The organism is Pseudidiomarina sp., from assembly GCF_048268165.1.
Lineage (GTDB): Bacteria > Pseudomonadota > Gammaproteobacteria > Enterobacterales > Alteromonadaceae > Pseudidiomarina.
Genome location: NZ_JBLWWA010000001.1, coordinates 368,163 through 388,514, shown reverse-complemented (window position 1 = coordinate 388,514; position 20,352 = coordinate 368,163). Strand labels below are relative to the sequence as shown.

26 protein-coding genes and 1 tRNA gene are annotated in these 20,352 nt (G+C 48.0%); 13 read left to right on the top strand and 14 right to left on the bottom strand.

Annotated features, from left to right (window positions below):
* Positions 1–29 precede the first annotated feature (29 nt).
* From ACN0UY_RS01790 to ACN0UY_RS01780, 3 genes are read left to right on the top strand one after another with little or no spacing between them, the layout of a single operon-like run.
* Positions 30–413 carry a DUF6746 family protein gene (locus tag ACN0UY_RS01790; protein WP_417665107.1) on the top strand — a complete coding sequence of 128 codons (384 nt, stop codon included), beginning with the start codon at positions 30–32 and terminating at the stop codon, positions 411–413.
* 23 nt (positions 414–436) lie between these two features.
* Positions 437–1,270 (top strand): AAA family ATPase, encoded by an 834-nt coding sequence (locus tag ACN0UY_RS01785; protein WP_417665106.1) that lies wholly within the window; start codon positions 437–439, stop codon positions 1,268–1,270.
* Between the two features lie 8 nt (positions 1,271–1,278).
* Complete coding sequence (locus tag ACN0UY_RS01780) at positions 1,279–2,490, top strand: vWA domain-containing protein (RefSeq protein WP_417665105.1); 1,212 nt, start codon at positions 1,279–1,281, stop codon at positions 2,488–2,490.
* Here ACN0UY_RS01780 and ACN0UY_RS01775 read toward each other — a convergent pair.
* Positions 2,432–2,881: an RrF2 family transcriptional regulator gene (locus ACN0UY_RS01775; protein WP_417665104.1), complete on the bottom strand. Its 450-nt coding sequence runs from the start codon at positions 2,879–2,881 to the stop codon at positions 2,432–2,434. The genes ACN0UY_RS01780 and ACN0UY_RS01775 overlap by 59 nt on opposite strands.
* Positions 2,882–3,039: 158 nt before the next feature.
* On the opposite strand from ACN0UY_RS01775, the gene ACN0UY_RS01770 reads away from it, so the two are divergent.
* On the top strand, positions 3,040–3,273 hold the full coding sequence (locus ACN0UY_RS01770; RefSeq protein WP_417665103.1) for a hypothetical protein: 234 nt from the start codon (positions 3,040–3,042) through the stop codon (positions 3,271–3,273).
* A 7-nt stretch (positions 3,274–3,280) separates the two neighbouring features.
* Here the strand turns inward: ACN0UY_RS01770 and ACN0UY_RS01765 are convergent, their stop codons facing one another.
* A complete protein-coding gene (locus ACN0UY_RS01765) occupies positions 3,281–3,559 on the bottom strand; it encodes a hypothetical protein (protein ID WP_417658195.1) in 279 nt (92 codons plus the stop codon).
* Positions 3,560–3,748: 189 nt separating this feature from the next.
* Here ACN0UY_RS01765 and ACN0UY_RS01760 point away from each other — a divergent pair, with 189 nt between their 5' ends.
* From ACN0UY_RS01760 to ACN0UY_RS01745, 4 genes are all read left to right on the top strand, one after another.
* Complete coding sequence (locus tag ACN0UY_RS01760; RefSeq protein WP_417665102.1) at positions 3,749–4,693, top strand: cytochrome P450; 945 nt, start codon at positions 3,749–3,751, stop codon at positions 4,691–4,693.
* A 70-nt stretch (positions 4,694–4,763) separates the two neighbouring features.
* Positions 4,764–6,431 carry an isovaleryl-CoA dehydrogenase gene (locus tag ACN0UY_RS01755; protein WP_417665101.1) on the top strand — a complete coding sequence of 556 codons (1,668 nt, stop codon included), beginning with the start codon at positions 4,764–4,766 and terminating at the stop codon, positions 6,429–6,431.
* A gap of 10 nt (positions 6,432–6,441) precedes the next feature.
* Positions 6,442–7,929 (top strand): class I adenylate-forming enzyme family protein, encoded by a 1,488-nt coding sequence (locus ACN0UY_RS01750; RefSeq protein ID WP_417665100.1) that lies wholly within the window; start codon positions 6,442–6,444, stop codon positions 7,927–7,929.
* A gap of 122 nt (positions 7,930–8,051) precedes the next feature.
* A tRNA-Val gene (locus ACN0UY_RS01745) sits at positions 8,052–8,128 on the top strand.
* Positions 8,129–8,276: 148 nt separating this feature from the next.
* On the opposite strand, the gene ACN0UY_RS01740 is transcribed toward ACN0UY_RS01745, so the two are convergent.
* Together ACN0UY_RS01740 and ACN0UY_RS01735 are read right to left on the bottom strand one after the other, a co-directional pair.
* A complete protein-coding gene (locus tag ACN0UY_RS01740; RefSeq protein WP_417665099.1) occupies positions 8,277–8,693 on the bottom strand; it encodes a hypothetical protein in 417 nt (138 codons plus the stop codon).
* Between the two features lie 263 nt (positions 8,694–8,956).
* Positions 8,957–9,106 carry a lmo0937 family membrane protein gene (locus ACN0UY_RS01735; protein WP_417665098.1) on the bottom strand — a complete coding sequence of 50 codons (150 nt, stop codon included), beginning with the start codon at positions 9,104–9,106 and terminating at the stop codon, positions 8,957–8,959.
* A gap of 206 nt (positions 9,107–9,312) precedes the next feature.
* On the opposite strand from ACN0UY_RS01735, the gene ACN0UY_RS01730 reads away from it, so the two are divergent.
* Positions 9,313–10,023: a Crp/Fnr family transcriptional regulator gene (locus ACN0UY_RS01730; RefSeq protein WP_417665894.1), complete on the top strand. Its 711-nt coding sequence runs from the start codon at positions 9,313–9,315 to the stop codon at positions 10,021–10,023.
* Here ACN0UY_RS01730 and ACN0UY_RS01725 read toward each other — a convergent pair.
* The 5 genes from ACN0UY_RS01725 to ACN0UY_RS01705 form a co-directional block, all read right to left on the bottom strand.
* Positions 9,981–10,289, bottom strand: coding sequence for a hypothetical protein (locus ACN0UY_RS01725; protein WP_417665097.1), 309 nt, complete (start codon positions 10,287–10,289; stop codon positions 9,981–9,983). The genes ACN0UY_RS01730 and ACN0UY_RS01725 overlap by 43 nt on opposite strands.
* Positions 10,282–10,710: a hypothetical protein gene (locus tag ACN0UY_RS01720; RefSeq protein WP_417665096.1), complete on the bottom strand. Its 429-nt coding sequence runs from the start codon at positions 10,708–10,710 to the stop codon at positions 10,282–10,284. Before ACN0UY_RS01720 ends, ACN0UY_RS01725 begins: the two co-directional genes overlap by 8 nt.
* Complete coding sequence (locus tag ACN0UY_RS01715) at positions 10,710–11,045, bottom strand: hypothetical protein (protein WP_417665095.1); 336 nt, start codon at positions 11,043–11,045, stop codon at positions 10,710–10,712. The genes ACN0UY_RS01720 and ACN0UY_RS01715 overlap by 1 nt, the downstream gene beginning before the upstream one ends.
* Before the next feature lie 68 nt (positions 11,046–11,113).
* Positions 11,114–11,947, bottom strand: coding sequence for a BON domain-containing protein (locus ACN0UY_RS01710; protein ID WP_417665094.1), 834 nt, complete (start codon positions 11,945–11,947; stop codon positions 11,114–11,116).
* A gap of 121 nt (positions 11,948–12,068) precedes the next feature.
* Positions 12,069–12,884 carry a DUF6544 family protein gene (locus ACN0UY_RS01705; RefSeq protein ID WP_417665093.1) on the bottom strand — a complete coding sequence of 272 codons (816 nt, stop codon included), beginning with the start codon at positions 12,882–12,884 and terminating at the stop codon, positions 12,069–12,071.
* A gap of 272 nt (positions 12,885–13,156) precedes the next feature.
* Here ACN0UY_RS01705 and ACN0UY_RS01700 point away from each other — a divergent pair, with 272 nt between their 5' ends.
* Positions 13,157–13,366: a cold-shock protein gene (locus ACN0UY_RS01700; RefSeq protein WP_128351799.1), complete on the top strand. Its 210-nt coding sequence runs from the start codon at positions 13,157–13,159 to the stop codon at positions 13,364–13,366.
* A 62-nt stretch (positions 13,367–13,428) separates the two neighbouring features.
* Here the strand turns inward: ACN0UY_RS01700 and ACN0UY_RS01695 are convergent, their stop codons facing one another.
* Complete coding sequence (locus ACN0UY_RS01695; RefSeq protein WP_417665092.1) at positions 13,429–13,821, bottom strand: thiol-disulfide oxidoreductase DCC family protein; 393 nt, start codon at positions 13,819–13,821, stop codon at positions 13,429–13,431.
* A gap of 152 nt (positions 13,822–13,973) precedes the next feature.
* Here ACN0UY_RS01695 and ACN0UY_RS01690 point away from each other — a divergent pair, with 152 nt between their 5' ends.
* Complete coding sequence (locus ACN0UY_RS01690) at positions 13,974–14,186, top strand: DUF2798 domain-containing protein (RefSeq protein WP_417665091.1); 213 nt, start codon at positions 13,974–13,976, stop codon at positions 14,184–14,186.
* Positions 14,187–14,242: 56 nt separating this feature from the next.
* Here the strand turns inward: ACN0UY_RS01690 and ACN0UY_RS01685 are convergent, their stop codons facing one another.
* The gene (locus ACN0UY_RS01685; RefSeq protein ID WP_417665090.1) at positions 14,243–14,941 is read right to left on the bottom strand and encodes an OmpW/AlkL family protein; all 699 of its coding nucleotides are present in this window, start codon (positions 14,939–14,941) and stop codon (positions 14,243–14,245) included.
* A 162-nt stretch (positions 14,942–15,103) separates the two neighbouring features.
* Between ACN0UY_RS01685 and ACN0UY_RS01680 the strand changes: the two genes are divergently transcribed.
* On the top strand, positions 15,104–15,355 hold the full coding sequence (locus ACN0UY_RS01680) for a YkoF family thiamine/hydroxymethylpyrimidine-binding protein (RefSeq protein ID WP_417665089.1): 252 nt from the start codon (positions 15,104–15,106) through the stop codon (positions 15,353–15,355).
* A 94-nt stretch (positions 15,356–15,449) separates the two neighbouring features.
* On the top strand, positions 15,450–16,073 hold the full coding sequence (locus ACN0UY_RS01675) for an outer membrane beta-barrel protein (protein WP_417665088.1): 624 nt from the start codon (positions 15,450–15,452) through the stop codon (positions 16,071–16,073).
* A gap of 47 nt (positions 16,074–16,120) precedes the next feature.
* Here ACN0UY_RS01675 and gabT read toward each other — a convergent pair whose 3' ends face one another.
* The 3 genes from gabT to nhaC are packed head-to-tail and all read right to left on the bottom strand — an operon-like array spanning position 16,121 to position 20,349.
* Positions 16,121–17,404, bottom strand: coding sequence for a 4-aminobutyrate--2-oxoglutarate transaminase (gabT, locus tag ACN0UY_RS01670; protein WP_417665087.1), 1,284 nt, complete (start codon positions 17,402–17,404; stop codon positions 16,121–16,123).
* A 37-nt stretch (positions 17,405–17,441) separates the two neighbouring features.
* On the bottom strand, positions 17,442–18,869 hold the full coding sequence (locus ACN0UY_RS01665; protein ID WP_417665086.1) for an NAD-dependent succinate-semialdehyde dehydrogenase: 1,428 nt from the start codon (positions 18,867–18,869) through the stop codon (positions 17,442–17,444).
* Positions 18,870–18,873: 4 nt separating this feature from the next.
* On the bottom strand, positions 18,874–20,349 hold the full coding sequence (nhaC, locus tag ACN0UY_RS01660) for a Na+/H+ antiporter NhaC (protein ID WP_417665085.1): 1,476 nt from the start codon (positions 20,347–20,349) through the stop codon (positions 18,874–18,876).
* Between the last annotated feature and the right edge of the window lie 3 nt (positions 20,350–20,352).

Here is a 20,352-nt window from a genome sequence, read left to right as displayed (position 1 = left end):
AATCACTCGTCTTGGCTGTAGGAGGCCCTATGAAACTTATTCCGTTATTAACTGCGTTGACCTTTTCTTTAACTTTAACGGCAGCGCCTGCATTTGCGAGTGACGACGATAAGCGCCCCGATCATTTCAAAGGCAAGCCTTCTGAAACCCTTGAACAAGCGTTAGATAACTTGCGTGAATACAATGCAAAATTAGCAGAAGTCATGACGGGTGAATTAAACCCACAAAAAATGGCTGAAATTCATCAGCTCACCTACACCCTTGAAGTCGCGTTGCAGCGCTTAGACAAAGAAGTTGATGACCTGCAAGACGTTTTAGAAGACGTGCATAAAGGTTCAGAACACATGGACTTTGACAAAGTAACGAAGAACGCGAAACAATACCTCGATACATCCAATAAAATCGTGAACTAGTTGTTCTTCCGACTGAGGAAATCATGAGCTTTAAAAGCACAGATAATTACATCGTGGCCGATGACCTCGGCCTTGCGGTTAACGCCGCTGTTACGCTCGAAAAACCTTTGCTGATTAAAGGTGAACCGGGCACCGGCAAAACACGGCTCGCTGAAGAGTTGGCGGAAAGTCTCGGGGTTCCCCTGCTACGCTGGCAAATTAAGTCAACCACCAAAGCCCAACAAGGGCTGTACGAGTATGACGCAGTATCGCGTTTGCGCGACAGCCAGCTTGGTAGCGACAAGGTGCACGACATTGCCAACTACATTAAGCCTGGGAAGCTGTGGCAGGCTTTTACGGCACCAGAACGGCCGGTATTGTTGATTGACGAAATCGACAAAGCGGACATTGAATTCCCAAATGATCTCTTGCACGAACTCGATCAAATGGAATTTCACGTGTACGAAACTGGCGAGCAAGTACGCGCCGAACACCGCCCAATTGTCATCATTACCTCAAATAATGAAAAAGAGCTTCCCGATGCCTTTTTGCGCCGCTGCTTTTTTCATTATATTAAATTCCCAGACGCGGAAACTTTGGCACAGATTGTTCAAGTGCATTATCCCGACATTCGTAAAAACCTGCTCAGTACCGCACTCGAGGTTTTCTTTGACTTGCGCGGTGTGCCAAATTTAAAGAAAAAACCTTCCACGTCAGAGCTTATTGATTGGCTAAAACTGCTCTTAGCAGAAGACATTAGCCCAGCTGAACTGAACAAGCGTGATGGCTTAATGCCCATGTTTGGTGCCCTGTTGAAGAACGAGCAAGACGTGCAGTTAGTTGAAAAGCTTGCATTTATGTCACGCCGCAACGCGTAGGTTTTATTATGCTCATTGAGTTTTTTCTGTGTTTACGCAAGCACGGACTTAAAACCAGCCTCACCGAGTTACTCGATTTACTCGGCGCGCTTGAACGTGGCCTAATATTCGCCAGCGTGGATGACTTTTATACCCTAGCACGTATGGTGTTAGTGAAAGATGAAAGCCAGTACGACCGGTTCGACCGAGCCTTTGCTGAATACTTTGAAGGTGTTGAGCAGGTCGACTTGGCGCAAGCGATTCCAGCCGAATGGCTCGAGCGCAGCTTGCAACGTCAGCTTAGCGATGAAGATAAAGCCAAACTCAAAGCCCTTGGCGGCCTTGATGACTTACTGAAAACCTTTCGCGAACGCTTGGCTGAGCAGCAAAAACGTCATGCGGGCGGCAACAAGTGGATAGGTACCGGCGGTACTTCACCGTTCGGTGCCTACGGCTACCACCCCGAAGGCATTCGTATTGGCCAAGACGGCAGCAACCAGCGCCGCGCCGTAAAAGTTTGGGACAAGCGCGAGTTCCGTGATCTCGATGGTGATGCTGAGTTGGCCAACCGGAATGTGCAATTGGCTTTGCGTAAATTACGTAAGTTTGCCCGCACCGGCGCCGCTGAAGAGCTTGACCTCAATGCCACCATTCGCGCCACCTCACAAAAAGCTGGTTTGCTCGATTTACAATGGCAGCCGGAACGCCACAATGCAGTAAAAGTGCTATTGCTGTTTGACGTGGGCGGCTCAATGGATGATTACATTTACGAGTGCGAGCAACTGTTTGGCGCGGCACGGAATGAATTTAAGCATCTCGAGTTTTTCTATTTCCATAACTGTGTGTATGAACACGTTTGGAAAGACAATAGCCGCCGCTACGAAGATAAATTACCGGTGCTTGAGCTGATCAATCGTTATGGCCGCGACTACAAATTAATATTCGTTGGCGATGCAACCATGGGGCCGTACGAAATTGCATACCCTGGTGGCAGCGTGGAGCACTGGAACGAAGAACCTGGCGCCCTATGGATGCAACGTTTACTGCATCACTTTTCCGATTCTGTATGGTTAAACCCACAGCCCACCAGTCATTGGCGCTACTATCAATCTATTGATTTGATGCAGCAGTTAATGAGCCAACGTATGTATCCGCTAACGCTCGACGGAATTAGCGCCGCAATTACGACGCTGTTGAAAAAATCTGTCGCAGTTGGGGCGCCTGCGCCATCAAACTCTTAAGTGTGTAGTGATTGAGGTAGTCGTAGAACAGCTCTTTACCGCGGGCCACAATGCCTTTTAATTCGCAGGCGGGCAGCGCAACGCAATATGGATTTTCGCACTCTATCCACTTTTCGTCGCCCTCAAGCTGACGAATAACAAACGCCAAAGAAATATCTTCTGGTCGTTTTGCTAATAAGAAACCACCGTTTTTACCGCGGCGTGTTTCAATCAGCTCCAGTCGGCCTAAATGGTGCACCACTTTATTCACGTGATTGGCTGATAAACTAAAGGTATCGCATATTTCCCGAATGGTCGCTAGCTTGGGTTTCTCGTCGCCCTGCTCCGCTTCAAAACTTGCCAGATACATGAGTATCCGCAATCCATAATCCGTGTATTTTTTTAATTGCATAACAAGTTCCAAGCTAAGCCGCGAAGTTTTAAGGCAGAATCATAAGGTGCATTTCGAACGCATTATAGTACACAAGAATAATCCAATCACTCAATCCTTGATCTTCATCAAACATACATTCATAATGCACGTATAAACATGCATTAAGGATGTAGGTTATGAATACTTCCAACTCAGCCAACTCACTTCTAAAACGTGCCAACACCGCCATGGTGGTCTTTTTGGTATTGTTTCTTGTTGTCGCTTACCTTGCATGGGGGCTTGAAGCGCAGTTCCCACTCATGTTGATTGCTGTTTTGCACTTTTTGCAAATATTGCTCGCTGGCCTATTCAAACTTTCCTACGTGGTGCGGTTAATAGCGCAGAACCAACTTGGTCAGCCTCTGCGCTAGAATAGCGTTAATAACCTTCCATAGCTGCAAGGCCAATTCCGCCGAGTATTGCCATCAACATGAACAAGACTATCGCGATAACCACCCAGAGCAACATCGCCCGGGCCCAGTTTCGTTTACTTAAAGGTGTTGAATGACTCGATGCCCACACAATTAATAAAATAAGTCCGACTAACGGTATGCCCACTAAAAAAATAGATAGAAACCAGTTTCCGGTACTTGTGTGTTCCGGATTTACATAGGGGGCTGAGACGTTATTTGATGCGGGGGTATTTGATTGTTCCATGGATTTATTCCTGTTTTTATTATGATTTTTAAAGACTTTTCACAATTTTCATTGTGAATTTAAGCATAAGTTACCGGTTAAAATTTGCAAACAAATTAATTTTGGGTAATTGGCTTGACCAAACTCAAGGAATTCTCGACCTATCAGCATATACTGATACTCACATACACTTCAGTTGTGGAGGTGATCATGGACGTTGTGCTAACCCATCACCATGATGTACTCGCTGCGCTGCGTGCGCCTGAGCAATTTAGTAACAAGGTTTCCTCGCATTTAAATGTTCCCAATGGCATGGATGGCGCCGAGCACCTAGCCTATCGCGCACTCATTGAACCGTTTTTTAGCGCCGCAGTGCTGACACAGTTTCAACCCAAGCTACAGGCCATCATTGACGAACTGTTGGACAACGTTGCCATCATGGACACGATTGGCCATCAATTTGCGCTACAGGCGCAATGTGCATTTATGGGCTGGCCGGTAGCACTCGAACAACGCTTAACCGCGTGGATGGCTGCGCAGAAAGCGGCAACCGTGGCACAAGATCGCCCTGCACTGCATGCTTTAGCCGCAGAATTTAGTGCTCTTGTTATAAAGCAGCTAGAGCGCGCGCGCCACGGCGAGAACGATCCTCAATCGGTCACCGCAAAACTCACACAGTTGCGATTAGATGGCGAACCGTTGTCAGATGAGTATCTGGTCAGCATTATTCGTAACTGGACCGTCGGCGAGCTGGGTACCATAGCGGCGGCAGTTAATTCGATTGTTGAATTTTTAGCGGCAAACCCAGTTGTGCAAAAACAGTTGCGCATGGCGCCCGAGCATATCGATCATGCCATTGATGAAATATTGCGTATTGCCGCGCCATTGCCAAGCAACCGTCGCCGCACCACATGCCCAGTTACGCTTGGTGAGCAACATATCGACAGCGATACTCTGGTACGTATTGATTGGCGCGCAGCAAATCGTGACCCACAGGTGTTTGAACAGCCCGAACAGTTTCAATGGCATCGTGACCCATCACTGAATCTACTTTATGGCGCGGGCATTCATGTATGCCCCGGTAAACCATTGGCACGGCTGGAATTGCGTTTATTTACTGAGGCACTACTGGCGCGCGTTTCGCATATTGAATAGATGCCAACGATAGGCGTTGACGGAAAAACTCAATAGTGTTTCACTTCTTTAAATTGTTAGGAGTTAAACCATGAGTGATCGCGACAAGTACCTTGCCCAAACCCACACCGTCGAAAACCAACCGCCGGCGCTTGAAAATTACAACTTGTATGCCGAAGATCACGCTCTGCAAGCCGCTGTAAAACGCGAAGGCGCGGCATGGGCCGAACAAGATATCGCGCGCTTCGGTGCCGAATGCGGTCTACCCGAGCGCATTGCGCTTGGCTTTGCAGCTAATACCAATAAACCAACGTTACAAACCCATGATCGCTTTGGTGAGCGCATTGATCAGGTCGATTTTCATCCCAGTTATCACCAGTTGATGGACATAGCCATTACTGAAGGCCTGCACGCCAGCCCTTGGTCGAACCCCGGTCCTGGGGCCCACGTGGCGCGCGCAGCTAAGTATTACCTGCATACCCAAGTGGAAGCAGCGCACGGTTGCCCCATTACCATGACCTTTGCAGCCATTCCGGCGTTGCACCATCAACCTGATTTATTAGAACAATTTGGCGCGAAAATCATGGCGCCACAATACGATGGCCGCAATGTACCGGATACGATGAAACGTGGCTTAACCATTGGTATGGCCATGACCGAAAAGCAAGGCGGCTCAGACGTACGCACGAACACCACCAAAGCCTATGCAATTGATGCGAGCGGCCCGGGCGAAGCGTATGAACTGGTAGGCCACAAATGGTTTGTTTCAGCACCTATGTGCGATGCTTTTTTAGTTCTCGCGCAGGCCCCTGGCGGTTTGTCGTGTTTCTTATTGCCCCGTTGGCGCCCTGATGGCAGCAAAAATGCGCTGCAAATTCAGCAGTTGAAAAATAAGATGGGCAACGTGGCCAATGCCTCTAGCGAATGTGAACTGCGCGGCGCCTTAGCATGGATGGTTGGCGAAGAAGGTCGTGGCGTGCGCACTATCATTGAAATGGTTGCCATGACCCGCTACGACTGCATGATTGGTTCGTCATCAGGCATGCGCCAAGCCACCGTGCAAGCCCTACACCATGCGCACCACCGTTCAGCATTTGGCGCCCGGTTAAGCGAGCAGCCATTAATGCAAAACGTATTGGCTGATTTAGCCTTAGAAAGCGAAGCCGCAATGACCCTTACCATGCGTATGGCACGGGCTATGGACCAGCAAGACAATGAACACGAACGGCTGTTGGCCCGCGTCGCCACTCCAATTGGCAAATACTGGATATGTAAACGTGCTCCGAACCATGCCTACGAGGCGATGGAAGCTATTGGTGGTATGGGCGTGATGGAAAATACCATTATGCCGCGCCTATTCCGCGAATCGCCGGTGAACTCAATTTGGGAAGGCAGTGGCAACGTGCAATGTTTAGACATTCTGCGCGCAATTCAAAAAGAACCCGAAGTACTGGATGCTTACTTTATTGAGCTTGCCAAAGCAAAAGGTGCACACGCACTGTTTGACCGCTTTGTTGAAGCGCTGCAGCATGATTTTCGCAGCATTGCGCCAGAACAATGGCAATATCACGCGCGCCAAATTGCTGATCGTATGGCCGTAGCCTTGCAAGGCGCGTTACTGCTGCAACATGCGCCAGATTATGTCGCAGAAGCTTTTTGTGCCAGCCGCCTCGCACCGCAAACACATTTTAATTACGGCAGTTTACCCACAGGCCTTGATGTGCGTGCCATTATTAACCGCGCCACCCCGACTTTATAAAGGACAACTAATGATTATCCCAGCATACGTAGCCCGCAACGCACGTAAGTTTCCAGACCACGAAGCCGTGATTGATACCGGGGTGCGCAGCACTTGGCTTGAGCTTGACCAACATGTTAACGGCTTCGCGGAAGTTCTGGCCAATGATTACGACATTAAGCAAGGTGATCGAGTTTGTTTAGTGCTACCTAATAACTACGCCTTTGTTGTTGCCCATTTTGCCATTCAGCGCCTTGGCGCCATTGTTGCGCCGATCAACGTCAAGCTAACCGCAAATGAACTGGGCTATATATTTGACAATGCCGAAGCCAGCTTAATCATTACCTGCGATCTGACCAGCGCAGGCGCGTTGGCAGCGGCCCAGCAAGCCAACCTCAATCATTTGCTGATTAACGACATGCCGGCTTTTGTTGCAACTAACAGCAGCGGCCGAGCCTTCAGCAAGCTTGACGAATACGCCATTACCGAGTCAGCTACCCTACTCTATACCTCCGGCACCACAGGACGACCGAAAGGCGTGTTGTTTGACCATCGCGCGTTATTGTTTGTGGGCATGATGTTCGCCACCGAAATGAATTACGCCCCAGAAAGCCGATTGCTGTCGTTGATGCCATTTACCCACTCAGCACCTTTGAATCTGTCGTTGGTGGGCGGCACACTGATGGGCTGTACTCACATCATAGCGCCAACCTTTACGCCCGATTTATTGCTCAACTTGGTGGAACAAGAAAGCTGCACACACTTTTTTGGCGCACCCGTAGCGTATTTACTCACCGCCCAGCACCCACAAGTGAGCAACACCAACCTAAGCAGCATGACGCATTGGATATATGGCGGTGGCCCATTAGCCGGTGACCATGCCCACCGCGTACAAAAAGCATTCGGCAGTGACCAGTTTTATTGTGTGTACGGTTTAACTGAAGCCGGTCCAACCGGTAGCCTGTTACTGCCCCATGAGCACAGTGACAAAGCTGGCTCAGTTGGCCGCCGCGCCGCTGCCTTTACCGAAATACGCGTGGTGAATGCCGATGGCGATATTGCTGGCGTTGATGAAGCCGGCGAAATACATATTGGCGGCGAAGGCATCATGCGCGAGTACTGGCGCAATCCCGAAGCCACCGCAGAAATATTCACCGCCGATGGGTGGATACGCACCGGTGATATCGGTGTGCGCGACGCCGATGGCTTTTATTGGGTAAAAGACCGTATCAAAGACTTAATTATTACTGGTGGCGTAAACGTGTATCCGCGCGAAGTAGAAGACGCCCTGGCAAGCCATCCTGCGGTGCTTGAAGTGGCGGTTATTGGCGTGCCGCATGACCAATGGGGCGAAAGCGTGAAAGCCTATGTGGTACTCAACGAACCGCTAGACGAAGACGCCCTACGCACCCATGTCGCCGAGCGCTTGGCCGATTATAAACGCCCGCGGGTGTATCAGTTTGTCAATGAACTACCACACAACGCCAACGGCAAGGTACTCAAACACCAGCTGCGGTAATTGCTGGGGTTGCACACAAACTAGACACTCGGCACGCGGGCGGCAAAAAACGCTTGCGCCTGCGCGTCGAAATTACTAATATAGCGCCCGTTCCACGCCTGTGGAGCCACTTCCAAAAATGTGCGTCCGTAGCTCAGTTGGTTAGAGCACTACCTTGACATGGTAGGGGTCGGTAGTTCGAGTCTACTCGGACGCACCACTTTTCTAGAATTCATATTCCGATTTAATCATCACTCCAGTATCAGTTTTGCTGACACACGCGCTAAGGTATCGGGTTCAGCCACCGATTCACCGGGTAGTTTTCTTGGTGATAAAACCATGACGTGTTGGAATGATTGTATCCATTGTTACCCCGCTGACATTCCAACTAATTCATGTATCACGCTTTCAATTTGCTCACCATTTACCAAGTGATCTCCAAAAATTTCACACAAAGCTTGGTCAAGAGCAGCCTCCATGACCATGCCGTGCTGTATATTTTGGAGTACTGACAGTGCGATTGTCTGGTACTCATTCTTGCTATCGTTTTCGCCGCAGCGTGTATGCATGGGGTCTGCCTCATAGAGCGCAGCGTTAATGACTTCAACACTCATACACTTCAATTGGCGCGACGGACGCGGTCCTTTATAGCCGCGCTCATCCAGTGCAGCATGCAATTCATCAACTCGCACTTGACGACCGTGCATTGCGATTGAGCTAACGCACGGTAGCGTTTGTAAGCGCTTGAGCTGATGAATGATTTGGTAAATAGAGGTTGTGTTCATTAATTCTCTTTTATTAATTATTTTTTTAATATTTTTTAAACAAGAATACTATACCTGACGCTAGCGACACTTTGTGTCGTATATTTTCAATCAGAGGCGTATCTATGCTCTTGGCGGAGGCTAAACGGGGGAATGGAGAAACGTGTTGAAGGCCGCACACGTCACTGTACGTTAAAATTTGATCAGTTAGCGGTCTTACTTGGCTTTTTATATGGCGAATGCTGTGTAGATATGCCTAGCACCATGGACTGTTCAAGCGAAACCTAAAGTCGACGCCCTTGAATAACCCGAATCACTATCACAACCAGCGCAATAACCAATAAAATATGGATAAAGCCGCCTAGGGTGTATGACGAAACCAGCCCCAACGCCCAAAGTATAATCAGTAGAACAATAATTGTTTCTAACATCATGGTCTTCCTATAACACGAGTAATTAACTCACTGTATCGCAGTAAAAGCGCGAGCTCTGTGCGTTATCGCACAGTGCAGCAAGTTTTATCGGCGTATTCTCGATGGTTGTGGCGCATCACCAAAGCTAAAGTAAAACCCATCGCGCGTTTATGCCCAAAAGGATTAAATATATGCCAGCAACAACCTTGTTCTCCGCAACAAAGCCAATGGGGCTTGCTGGCATTCATTCTCCCACCCAAAATGATCTGCTGCGCAGTTTGCCAGCAGAGGTTCAACAGCGTATTTTTCCGCATCTTGAAATTGTCGACATGCCACTTGGCAAAGTACTTTACGAATCAGGTGAATTGCTGCGTTACGTCTACTTCCCGACTAGCTGCATTGTATCGTTGTTGTACGTACTTAGGGATGGTGCGTCTGCGGAGATTTCCGTAGTTGGTCACGATGGTTTGGTTGGGGTTTCATTGTTTATGAGCGGCGGCACCACCACCAGTCGCGCCGTTGTGCAAAGTTCAGGCTTCGCCTACCGTTTAGCAACCGTGCGCATTAAATACGAATTTAATCGCCATGGTGACCTGATGCTGTTGGCGCTGCGCTATATTCAAGCGTTACTGACGCAAATGTCACAAACCGCGGTTTGTAATCGACATCACAATATTGAGCAACAATTATGCCGCTGGCTCCTGCTTTCGTTAGACTTGCTCAATGACAACCATTTGGTGATGACCCAAGAGCTTATCGCAAATATGCTGGGGGTGCGCCGCGAAGGAGTAACTGAGGCTGCTGGACGCCTGCATAAACAAGGCGTCATTGACTACAGCCGCGGTCATATTTTAGTTACCAACCGCCCGAAACTCGAGCAATTATCTTGTGAATGCTATGCGGTGGTAAAAACCGAGATTGATCGTTTAATGCGTTGAAACCATACCACTAATATAATCACGCTCAGGCGACGTGCGCGGTCCGTCCAGGTCACGCTATGCTCAACTTGAGAGGTGTCGTCGCAGCTGCGCCGTACCCCCATTACAAACCCTAACAATGCCGCAAACAACAGTGCGCGCGGCGAGCTTAGCTTCCCGTTTACAGCTTGTTTCAAAGCCACCGACCGCTGGCGCAAATTCAATTGCTCGTTGGGTAACTCTTGCAATAAACGCCCAATTCGAGCGTTCAGATTGGCATTAATCATCACTTTGCTCCTTGTTCACCGATAGCAACACAGTCAAGCTTCGTAGCGTAGCTGGAAAACTGAGAAAACGGCTGTAATATCGGCACCGCCTAATCATCCACCAAATTCCAATTAAATTCGCTACCATCGCCAGCCCAAGGGCCTGCGCCATCGAAAACGAGAAGGATTTAATAAAAAGAATAAGTTGCGTCAAAACTGCAAACCACAAACTCAAGCTTAATAGCCCAATGAGTAGACTAAAAATAAGTAAACCCACCATGCTTCTTGCGACGCGCTCGCCTTCCAAAGCCATGATTTCTAGCTCGGTGTCGAGTAATTTAGACGCCTGTTGCCACCACGATAGCAGCGCTGCTGCGACCGGCCCTATTTCACTGGGTAAAGCACCCGGGTTAGCGGGTGCTTTAGTTGAACTTTTCGACATTACTTCGCGTCACTTTTCTTGCTTAACCACAACCCTAGCAGCGCCCCACCGGCCATCGCTATACCCAATGCTAATAACGGGTGTTCACGAACTTGCGAGCGGGTGCCATTGGTTAGTTTATGTTGCAGGCTATTTAACTGTTCACCTTTGTGTACAACAGCGTCGGCCGCATAGTTAGCGCTATCTGCCATTTTATCTACAGTGTGATGCGCCACTGGCAACACGATCAATAAAGGGGCTGGCCGCTTCTGATGCATGGTCAATCGCTTTATGGGCAGAATCTGATGCTGACTCAACACCACGGTTAAACGAACTTGACGAGGCACTTTTTTCAACTGACTTTTTCATAACAACTCCAATATTACCAAGACAACAGCACCATTGCTGTTGTCTAAATCACTGCTTAGAACACCAATTTGTCAGAATTTACGCTCTTAACACCGCGAACGTGTTCTGCAAGTTCTATTGCTAGCGCTTTTTCGGCGCCGCTGCTTACCCGACCATCTAAGGTCACAATGCTTTTGTCGGTGCTAACATTGATGTCAAAACCCGACACATTGCGTGAATAAAGCAGGCTGGATTTAACTTTGGTAGTTATCCAACTGTCCGCAATCATGGTGCCTTCTTCAGTTTTCTCTTTACCGTAAGCTTTGCCTTTAGTGGTCTTATCGCTAACCACAAGTTGGTTTTCGACTGAGCGGACACCTTGGGTATCACGCGCTAGCTTTTCAGCTAATTTTTTGGTTTGATGAGTTCCTACATTGCCAATCAGCACCACATTGCCATCCAGAGTAGTAACTGTTATGTCCATGCCATCAGCATGTTTACTCCAGATCAGTTTGGATTTAATCGCAGCATTAACCTCAGCATCACTCACTAGCCCAGCATACCCGCGCTTGCCGTGGGTCATAGGCGCTTGATAATTTCTGTCAACCACAATCCGATTGTCCACACTGGTGACACCTTCAACACCCGCGGCAATTGCACCGGCGAGTTCTTTTTGTACTTCGTCAGAAACACTACCAGAAAGCATAACTTTCCCATCTTGCACAACCACATCGAGCGCATGCGCTTTCAGGTAAGGGCTTAAAGCATAGGTCGTTGAAATTTGTGCTTCTTGACGCGCGTTATTGACAGCCTCTTGCACCATAGTTTTATCCCCAGCATTCACACTGCTGAAGCCAAGCGCTAGCGCTACAGCGACAGCCACTAAAAGTTTCGAATTTAAAATAGTCATACAGTTTTTCCTCACAACTCGGGTGAGAGGCGATTTTGCGGGGATTGCAGGCGTCTGTCGGTACGCCAACGCACATATAGCGAAATTTTTCAGGAAGGTATTGGGTGATTAACGCGCGAATTTACCACCGAATTGAATTCACATGGGCTTTAAAGAAAACGAATTCTTCATCCGTACCCAACATATTGGCTGCCTCAACATAAAATGGAACACGGAAACCTTGCACCTCACGAAAGTCACTCAAGGTACCTCCGAACGGCTGAAGTTGATATTCTTTCGTTGGGTTCGCATTACTCCATCGCAAAAATTCTACTCTATGGGGTTGCCCATTCTTGTGAATATGCACATCAGCACATTGTTCCACGTTGCTATGCCTGACATGCACACGAATGCAGTCATCACTGCGAGCACTCCAGATAACATCGGCAGCAGGCAATAGGGACGCCGGTGACCAAAATACGGCCTCAGCTATATAGCGTCCAAAAGCCGCACGTTGGTGGTCAACATCACCGCCTAATCGTGCAACAGGGATTAACCCCAGAATTCTAAATCGTGTCCAGCGCGCACTATCGGAGCCCGACACCATCAAAGCGCCACCCAATCGCACTGACCATAAAAAACCCTCGGGCGCTGCCAAAACTTGTTCAGCCTGCATTTTTTGGGAGTTAGGATGTTGTGGCGTACCCAGACTAAATTCGCCTGCCATGCTTATTTGAGCAACCGTTTTTAGTGGCGCGTCGGGTAATATCATATAGTTAAAAAAGCGACGCACCGGCTCGGGCATATCACTGACTAGTTGCGAACTGAATTTCTCGGGGAAATTTGGCTGAAAGTCAATTAAACGACGCCGCTCCTTTCGATCTAGATAGCAATCGAAACCGCGCAGCACCACCAGCAGAACAATGAACACTATTATTAGTGTGGAAATCCAAATCATTATCTTAGCTCTAAAGCAGCCTAGGCTGCGCCCTTAGCTTAAAATAGGAAGACTTTTAATGTAGCACACCCCAAAATAAAGTTTGACTTACCTGTGAATAGGCGTACAGTGGCCCTCGTTGGTTAAGAAACAGCAAGTTAAATCTCCTCTACGTCGCATTATTAGCAGTATATCTTCGTCCTGTAGTTTTAAGTTTCATTTTTTACCCCGCATGATCCCGTTCATGGCATTGGCTATGGCGGCAAATTAATTAAAATTTTCAGGATAATATTATGTCTAATACAGTAAATGGCGTTGTAAAGTGGTTTAACGAAGCGAAAGGTTTTGGTTTTATTGAGCAACAAGGTGGCGCAGACGTGTTTGCTCACTTTAGCGCAATCGCCAGCACCGGTTTCAAAACCTTAGCCGAAGGCCAACGTGTATCGTTCTCGATCACTCAAGGTCCTAAAGGCCCACAAGCTGAAAACATCGTAGCGATTTAATCGCCGTTGTTAGTTTGATAAAAAGGAGCGTTTTCGCTCCTTTTTTTGTGCCTGAAATTCACCTATTCGTCGAGTGAACACTGCACGCAGCGTTCTTTACCGGTGATAAGTTTTGAAATACCGTTTCGGTTACGCGCAAAATACAAGTAGCCTTTATCAGCAAACCATCGAATTAACGGCCAACGTAATATGGCTGTCATCCAACCTCGCCCTACAGCGGACCAAGCTGCATGGGTCACGTCCAATCCATAAATCATTTCACCATTTGCTTTTTGCCCGTGCAAAATACGATTCGCTTCAGCAATATCAACCTGCGGATAACGCTCGGCAAAGTCAGACGCCCAAATATTCTCAAAGCGCAGCTTTTCTTTTTTGTCCTTGGCTTTTAAATGACGCATTTCTTTGACGCAAAGCGGACAACCGCCGTCGTAAAATAAAACCAGCTGTGTTGTCACAAATACTACCTCGAAGTGATTTAGTGCTCACTTTAGTATACGCCTTTATCGTTCGCGCCGATCACCCTTTAACTTTTGACTTTAGGCAGGCTTGTTCATAAAATCTGCGCCAATATATTTAAGGTATTACTAAATTACGGTGACCAACGACTATGAAAAGGCTGATTTTTCCTGCATTAATGAGCTGCTATATGGCGCTCCTGATGACCTGCTTGATCACGTGGATAAATACTGGATTTGACTCAGGTTTTTTGGGGCGCTGGTTCACAGCGTTTTACATCGCCTGGCCGATTGCAGGGCTGCTCGTTTTCCTCGGCGGTCAGCGCATTCGCGCATTAAGTGAACGACTCGCCCAAACGCTTTAATGAAAAAGGGGTGCAGTCCTAGGACTGCACCCCTCCTCTTTTCGCACAAGGCATAGTTAGAAGGTGTAGCGTAAGCCCAACATGGCCACGGTTGGATCGATTTCGACCGCCACAGTTTCTATGGTCGTGCCATTCAGGCGCACATCCGCGTCAGTATCGATATCCATCTTTGAAACCATGAAATGAACGCCCCACTTGTCGGTTAACTTCCAGTTCACACCTGCTTGCAACGCATAACCAAAGCTGTCTGATAGAGCTAGGTCAACGTGATCGCCGGAGGTTGCAACGCCCAATGCTCCCAACGTATCAACCAATTCATTCGATACGTTGTCTTCAAAAAACGTGGTGTAATTTAAGCCAAAGCCGACAAACGGCTTCACATTATCTGAACCGATATCAAAGTGATATTGCGCTAATAATGTTGGTGGCAAGTGCTTGGTTTCGCCAATTTTCATGCCAGCCAATGCACCTGTACCCTGAATTTCATGGCTAAATGGCGTTGCCGCCACCAACTCTAACGTCCAATTGTCAGTAACTTTGTAATCAAAAGTAAGGCCTAATTGCGTGTTGTTATCTACGGTGACCCCAGTGCTACCATTTGCTAGGCCAGCAACAGTTTCAATCACAGGTAAATTGGAACTGCTATCGTTTGGCATGACACCAATGGCGCCCACATTCACACTAAATGTATCCGCGTATGCTGGTGCTGCGCCAATCGCCGCAAGTAAACTACAAACCAATAATGACTTTTTCATACAGCTCTCCTTAGTAATTTCCACACATTTTATAAGGTCACTGCCTAAAAAAATTGATCTTGGTCAACAAACTTAACCACAAGAAAATTATGGGTAATTTCAATCCAAGCAACTACCTACAAGGTGATATAATTAGCGAAAATATTCAGAAGGAACACGCAGATGAAATTAACCGTAGACATCAGTAAATACCCACTGACCGAAGATTACATCGAGCCCATTCGCGGCTTTATTGATGAACTGACTAAGTTCGATAAGGTTCATATCATCACCAATACGCTCAGCACCCAACTGTTTGGTGATTACGATGATGTTATGGAAGCACTACAAGTTTGTATTAAATGGTCATTCAATAAATACGGTAAAGTCGTATTTGTTTGCAAGTTCCTTCACGGCGATCTGCGCCCTTCTTAACCCTTTTATTACAATTAGTTACAAATGGTTCTGTTGTAGCCGTTACATCGACAGAATAAACTAAGCGGGATAACTAAAACACAAGGAACCCCCCGTGAATAAATGGACTAAAATTACTAGCGCTATTCTATTAACCACCGCCTCAAGTGCAGTTGCAGCGCAAGAAGAAAGTACAGCTCCCAACTTCGATTATGTCAGCCTTAGCTATTTGAGCGCTGATGTTGACGGCGATACCGCAAGTGGCTTTGCTGCTTCTTTCAATAAATCCTATTCAGATAATGTATTTTTTGCTGCCGATTACATGACCGCTAGCGATGACTTTGAAGATCTGCGCGGCGATATCGCATTTCGTGCTGAAGCAGAGATTTCGCGTTTTTACGGCAACGTTGGTTACAAGTTTTACAATGAAGGCAACACTGCAGCCTATGTGTCTGGTGGCTTAGCTTGGGTTGAAGCTGTCGTGAAAACCAATACCTTTGGTGATTACGGCGCGAATGAAGCTGGCTGGAATCTGCAAGTTGGTATCCGTAGCCGACTTACTGAAGCCTTCGAAATTGATGCAAGTGTTCGTCATTACGACGTCGACAATCTTGATGACCAAGAGTTAAACATCAGTGGTCGCTATTTTGTGAATTCAAACTTCAGCTTAGGCGTAGGCTATAGCTTAGTGAATAGTGAAGAAAGTCACACTTTCTTAACTGGGGCCTACCACTGGTAATAATCAGGTTAAAGTCAGGGTGCAGTCCAAGGACTGCACCCCACCTCTTAAACTATTGCGCGTCGGAATAAATTCTCAAAACGCTCAAGAGCTTCATCTAATACTGACTCTTCAATAGTCAGCGCAGGTAAGAATCGAATCACATTCCCGTAATAACCGCAGACCAGAAGTATCACCCCGTATTCTGGTGCCAAACTAATAATACGCTGCACCAGCGCAGTGTTTGGTTTATTCGCATCGCCCTCGCTGACGAGTTCAAGTGCAATCATTGCACCTAATTGACGCACCTCAAGAATCAACTCTGGAAATTCGCGCTGCAATATCTGCAAAGTGGCGGAAAATTTCTCTCCTACCCAACGTGCACGGTGCACTAATTGCTCGTCTTCAATAACCTGCAGTACCGCGAGTGCCGCAGCACAAGCGACCGGTGAACCACCATAAGTTCCGCCTAACCCGCCAGGGTGTGCCGCATCCATAACTTCAGCTTTACCCACCACGACGGCTAACGGCAAGCCACCCGCGATACCTTTGGCCATTGTCATTAAATCAGCTTCCACGCCACTATATTCAGCACAAAACATACGCCCTGTTCGTGCGAACCCGGTTTGGATTTCGTCGAGAATCAATTTAATTCCATACTCATCGCATAATATTCGTAGCGCCTGCAAGAATTCAGGCGAAGCTATGTAGAACCCGCCCTCTCCCTGCACCGGTTCAACAATGATTGCCGCTACATCACAGGGCTCAATGGACGCTTTAAATAGGTGCTTTAAATAGCCTAATGTGTCGGCAACGCTTACACCGTGGGCTTCATTAGGAAATGGAACATGATAAATATCGGCTGGAAATGGGCCAAAATTCGACTTGTACGGAGCATTTTTGCCCGTTAGCCCCATGGCCAGGTTGGTACGCCCATGAAAGCCTCCGGTAAAGGCAATCACACCGCGCCGCCCAGTCGCTGCTCGAGCAATTTTCACGCAGTTTTCTACCGCTTCAGCACCAGTACTCACAAACAATGCTTTTTTAGGTGAGCTTCCCGGCGCCAACGCTGTTAGTCTTTCTGCCAGTTCAATGGCCACTTCGTATGGATTAACCATCACGCAAGTGTGAGAGAAATCCTGCAACTGCTTAGTTGCCGCCGATACCACAGCTGGATGCGAATGACCGGTGTTACACACAGCTATCCCAGTGCCCAGATCAATATAACGGTTGCCTTCAACATCCCACACTTCCGAATTTCTGGCTTTTGCTACATATACCGGATAAACATTACCTTGCCCGCGAGCAATAACGGCTTGTTTACGTTGTTGCAACTGGTTATTCGTTGTCATTCTAAGTATCTCCTACACATCGCTGGCTTAGCAGTAATCAGGCTAAGCCACCGAAGCTTAAATATTTTGTTTCAAGGTAGTCATCCAGCCCGTATTTGGAGCCTTCTCGACCGTATCCACTTTGTTTCATGCCACCAAAAGGTGCTGCAGCGTTAGAAATAGCCGCATCATTTATGCCGACCATACCGAATTGCAATCGTTTACCCATGCGCATACAGCGACCAATATCACGGGTGTACACGTAAGCTGCTAATCCATATTCTGTATTATTAGCAAGCTGTAACGCCTGCCCTTCGTCGCTAAAGCGCACTACGGTAACAACAGGACCAAAAAGTTCGCTTTGAGCTAGCTCCGATTGGTTCGATACGTTTTCCAGAACAACCGGCTTGAACCATGCGCCTGAGGGTGCTGGTAATTCAGGCTCACTATGGGCACCGTTAGCCACTGCACGCTGCACTAATTCATATAAGTTAGTAGCAGCTTTAGGGTGTATTAAAGGCCCCAGTTCGAGCTTGGTAATTTTTTCTTTCAAAGCCTCAATAAACTTATCGGCGATAGCCTCATGCACCAATAATCGATTAGCGCAAACGCAGGTTTGTCCCGCATTTCGAAACTTAGCCATCAGAAAGCCTTCTACAGCAGCTTCCAAGTCAGCGTCATCGAACACCACAAATGGCGCGTTTCCGCCCAGCTCCAATGACACACGTTTCACCGTGCTCGCACATTTTTCCGCAAGTAATCGTCCTACCCGTGTTGAACCGGTAAAACTAAATTTTGCAATCGCTGGATGCTGCGTGAGAACATTACCAATTGCGGCTGAGTCAGTACCCACAACGAGGCCGAAGGCACCGTTTGGTACACCACTTTGCCTTGCTAATGCCTGCAACGCATAGGCTGACAGCGGCGTTTCATGCGCAGGCTTGGCTACTAAAGTACAACCTGCGGCAAGCGCTGCGCTTGCTTTACGTGCCAACATCGCCATCGGAAAGTTCCAAGGCGTAATCACGCCAACAACACCAACCGGCTGTTTGATAACCATGATGTGCTTGGTGCTATCAGACGCGGGAACGGTGTCGCCATATACGCGCGGTGCTTCTTCGGCAAACCAATGTAAATAACTGGCGCTGTAATCAATCTCACCAAGTGCTTCAGCAAGCGGTTTACCCTGCTCGTAACTCAACAGTGCTCCCAGCACCTCACGGTGTGCTAGTAGGGCATCGCCCCAACGGCGAATAATTTCCGCGCGCTGGCGTGCAGGCAATTCCGACCAATCGGTAAAAGCCATAGCGGCTTCATCCACGCGCTGCTGCGCTTCAAATTCGGTGTGATTATCCAGCCATGCGAAGTCTTTCAACGTGGCTGGGTTATTCACCGCAAATCGTGAATGATCATCTTTACCGGCTTCAAACCAACCCGCTGGAACCATCCCTGCATCGACCGCTTTCGCCAAAAAGTCCGCACCCATGCCTTTACTCCTGAACTGCTGTGTTCAACCGCATAATCCGAATATCAAAGAAGCCATATACAACTGCAATGACCGGCGTTAGAAGACAAAGAAATGCCCATGGTGCATAATCGAAGGTTGCAACGCCCAAGCTCGCAGCCATAAAGGCACCGCAGGTATTCCAAGGTACTAACGGCGATGTCATGGTGCCGGCATCTTCCAGTGTCCGCGAAAGACTTTCCGGAGCTAAACCACGTCGCTCAAATTCAAGCTGATACATGCGTCCTGGCAATACAATGGCGATATATTGGTCAGCCGCTACCACATTCAAACCGATAGAGGTCAGAACGGTAACTAGAATCAATGAACCCGTGCCCTTTACGCCCCTAAGCGCTGCTTTCACTAAGCGCTGCAGTAGGCCGGTTTTTTCCATCATGCCACCAAAACACATCGCGGAAATAATTAACCACACGGTGGTTAGCATGGCTTCCATGCCTCCGCGTGACAGCAGAGAATCTAAAGTGTCATTACCTACTGACGCTATAAACCCAGAGGTCATAACACCCCATATTCCTTTAAAGTAGGCCAGCCCTACAGCAAGCTCACCCGCTGGGTCCGCAAATTGCAGCACCACGTCAGACTGAAAAACTACCGCCACCACACACCCTGCCACGGTACCCGCAACAATGGTTGGTAGTGCCGGCACTTTGCTCCACGCCAAAACCAACAACAAAATTAATGGCACAAAAGCAAAAAAGCCTAAGTAGAACTGGTCATCTAACAACGTTTGGGTTTGTTTGATTTCACGCAACGTACCGGCCGCATCCGTAACATCGCTGCTAATTAGGCTGAATAAAATCACTGAAATAACGGCGGCGGGAATTGTGGTCCAAAGCATATTACGAATATGGCTGAACAAGTCGGCACCGACCATCGCGGGCGCTAGGTTTGTTGAATCAGACAATGGCGACATTTTATCGCCAAAGTATGCGCCAGAAATAATTGCGCCTGCTGCAATTTCTGGCTGTAAACCAAGAATTTGCGCAATACTGATTAACGCTAATCCCACCGTGGCAGCAGTGGTCCAGGAGCTTCCAATTGAAACAGAAACCAAAGCACAGATAATGAAACAGGCCGGATAGAACCAACTGGGATCTAATATGCCCAAGCCAAAATAGATAATTGCTGGCGCAGTACCAGCTAACATCCAGGCCCCGATCATGGAGCCAACCATCAGCAAGATCAGACAGGCCTTAAAGGTTAGCGATATACTTCGAATCATTGCTTGTTCAAGTTCATCGTACTTCTGCCCAAGCAATAGGCCAATCACTGCGGTAAACACCGCGGCAAATATTAACGCCAACTGGCTAGGGCCGCTTGATGCATCGTCTCCAAACAGTATTACGGCGGCACCTAACAGCAAAATCAAAAACAGTATCGGTAGCGCTGCAACGAGTAATGATGGCTCTCGTGTTTGTACTTGTTGTTCTGACACGGGCATCTC

Coding starts and splice junctions, on each gene's coding strand:
- ACN0UY_RS01790 (WP_417665107.1), top strand. CDS start 30: ATGAAACTTATTCCGTTATTAACTGCGTTGACCTTTTCTTTAACTTTA.
- ACN0UY_RS01785 (WP_417665106.1), top strand. CDS start 437: ATGAGCTTTAAAAGCACAGATAATTACATCGTGGCCGATGACCTCGGC.
- ACN0UY_RS01780 (WP_417665105.1), top strand. CDS start 1,279: ATGCTCATTGAGTTTTTTCTGTGTTTACGCAAGCACGGACTTAAAACC.
- ACN0UY_RS01775 (WP_417665104.1), bottom strand. CDS start 2,881: ATGCAATTAAAAAAATACACGGATTATGGATTGCGGATACTCATGTAT.
- ACN0UY_RS01770 (WP_417665103.1), top strand. CDS start 3,040: ATGAATACTTCCAACTCAGCCAACTCACTTCTAAAACGTGCCAACACC.
- ACN0UY_RS01765 (WP_417658195.1), bottom strand. CDS start 3,559: ATGGAACAATCAAATACCCCCGCATCAAATAACGTCTCAGCCCCCTAT.
- ACN0UY_RS01760 (WP_417665102.1), top strand. CDS start 3,749: ATGGACGTTGTGCTAACCCATCACCATGATGTACTCGCTGCGCTGCGT.
- ACN0UY_RS01755 (WP_417665101.1), top strand. CDS start 4,764: ATGAGTGATCGCGACAAGTACCTTGCCCAAACCCACACCGTCGAAAAC.
- ACN0UY_RS01750 (WP_417665100.1), top strand. CDS start 6,442: ATGATTATCCCAGCATACGTAGCCCGCAACGCACGTAAGTTTCCAGAC.
- ACN0UY_RS01740 (WP_417665099.1), bottom strand. CDS start 8,693: ATGAACACAACCTCTATTTACCAAATCATTCATCAGCTCAAGCGCTTA.
- ACN0UY_RS01735 (WP_417665098.1), bottom strand. CDS start 9,106: ATGATGTTAGAAACAATTATTGTTCTACTGATTATACTTTGGGCGTTG.
- ACN0UY_RS01730 (WP_417665894.1), top strand. CDS start 9,313: ATGGGGCTTGCTGGCATTCATTCTCCCACCCAAAATGATCTGCTGCGC.
- ACN0UY_RS01725 (WP_417665097.1), bottom strand. CDS start 10,289: ATGATTAATGCCAATCTGAACGCTCGAATTGGGCGTTTATTGCAAGAG.
- ACN0UY_RS01720 (WP_417665096.1), bottom strand. CDS start 10,710: ATGTCGAAAAGTTCAACTAAAGCACCCGCTAACCCGGGTGCTTTACCC.
- ACN0UY_RS01710 (WP_417665094.1), bottom strand. CDS start 11,947: ATGACTATTTTAAATTCGAAACTTTTAGTGGCTGTCGCTGTAGCGCTA.
- ACN0UY_RS01705 (WP_417665093.1), bottom strand. CDS start 12,884: ATGATTTGGATTTCCACACTAATAATAGTGTTCATTGTTCTGCTGGTG.
- ACN0UY_RS01700 (WP_128351799.1), top strand. CDS start 13,157: ATGTCTAATACAGTAAATGGCGTTGTAAAGTGGTTTAACGAAGCGAAA.
- ACN0UY_RS01690 (WP_417665091.1), top strand. CDS start 13,974: ATGAAAAGGCTGATTTTTCCTGCATTAATGAGCTGCTATATGGCGCTC.
- ACN0UY_RS01685 (WP_417665090.1), bottom strand. CDS start 14,941: ATGAAAAAGTCATTATTGGTTTGTAGTTTACTTGCGGCGATTGGCGCA.
- ACN0UY_RS01680 (WP_417665089.1), top strand. CDS start 15,104: ATGAAATTAACCGTAGACATCAGTAAATACCCACTGACCGAAGATTAC.
- gabT (WP_417665087.1), bottom strand. CDS start 17,404: ATGACAACGAATAACCAGTTGCAACAACGTAAACAAGCCGTTATTGCT.
- ACN0UY_RS01665 (WP_417665086.1), bottom strand. CDS start 18,869: ATGGGTGCGGACTTTTTGGCGAAAGCGGTCGATGCAGGGATGGTTCCA.
- nhaC (WP_417665085.1), bottom strand. CDS start 20,349: ATGCCCGTGTCAGAACAACAAGTACAAACACGAGAGCCATCATTACTC.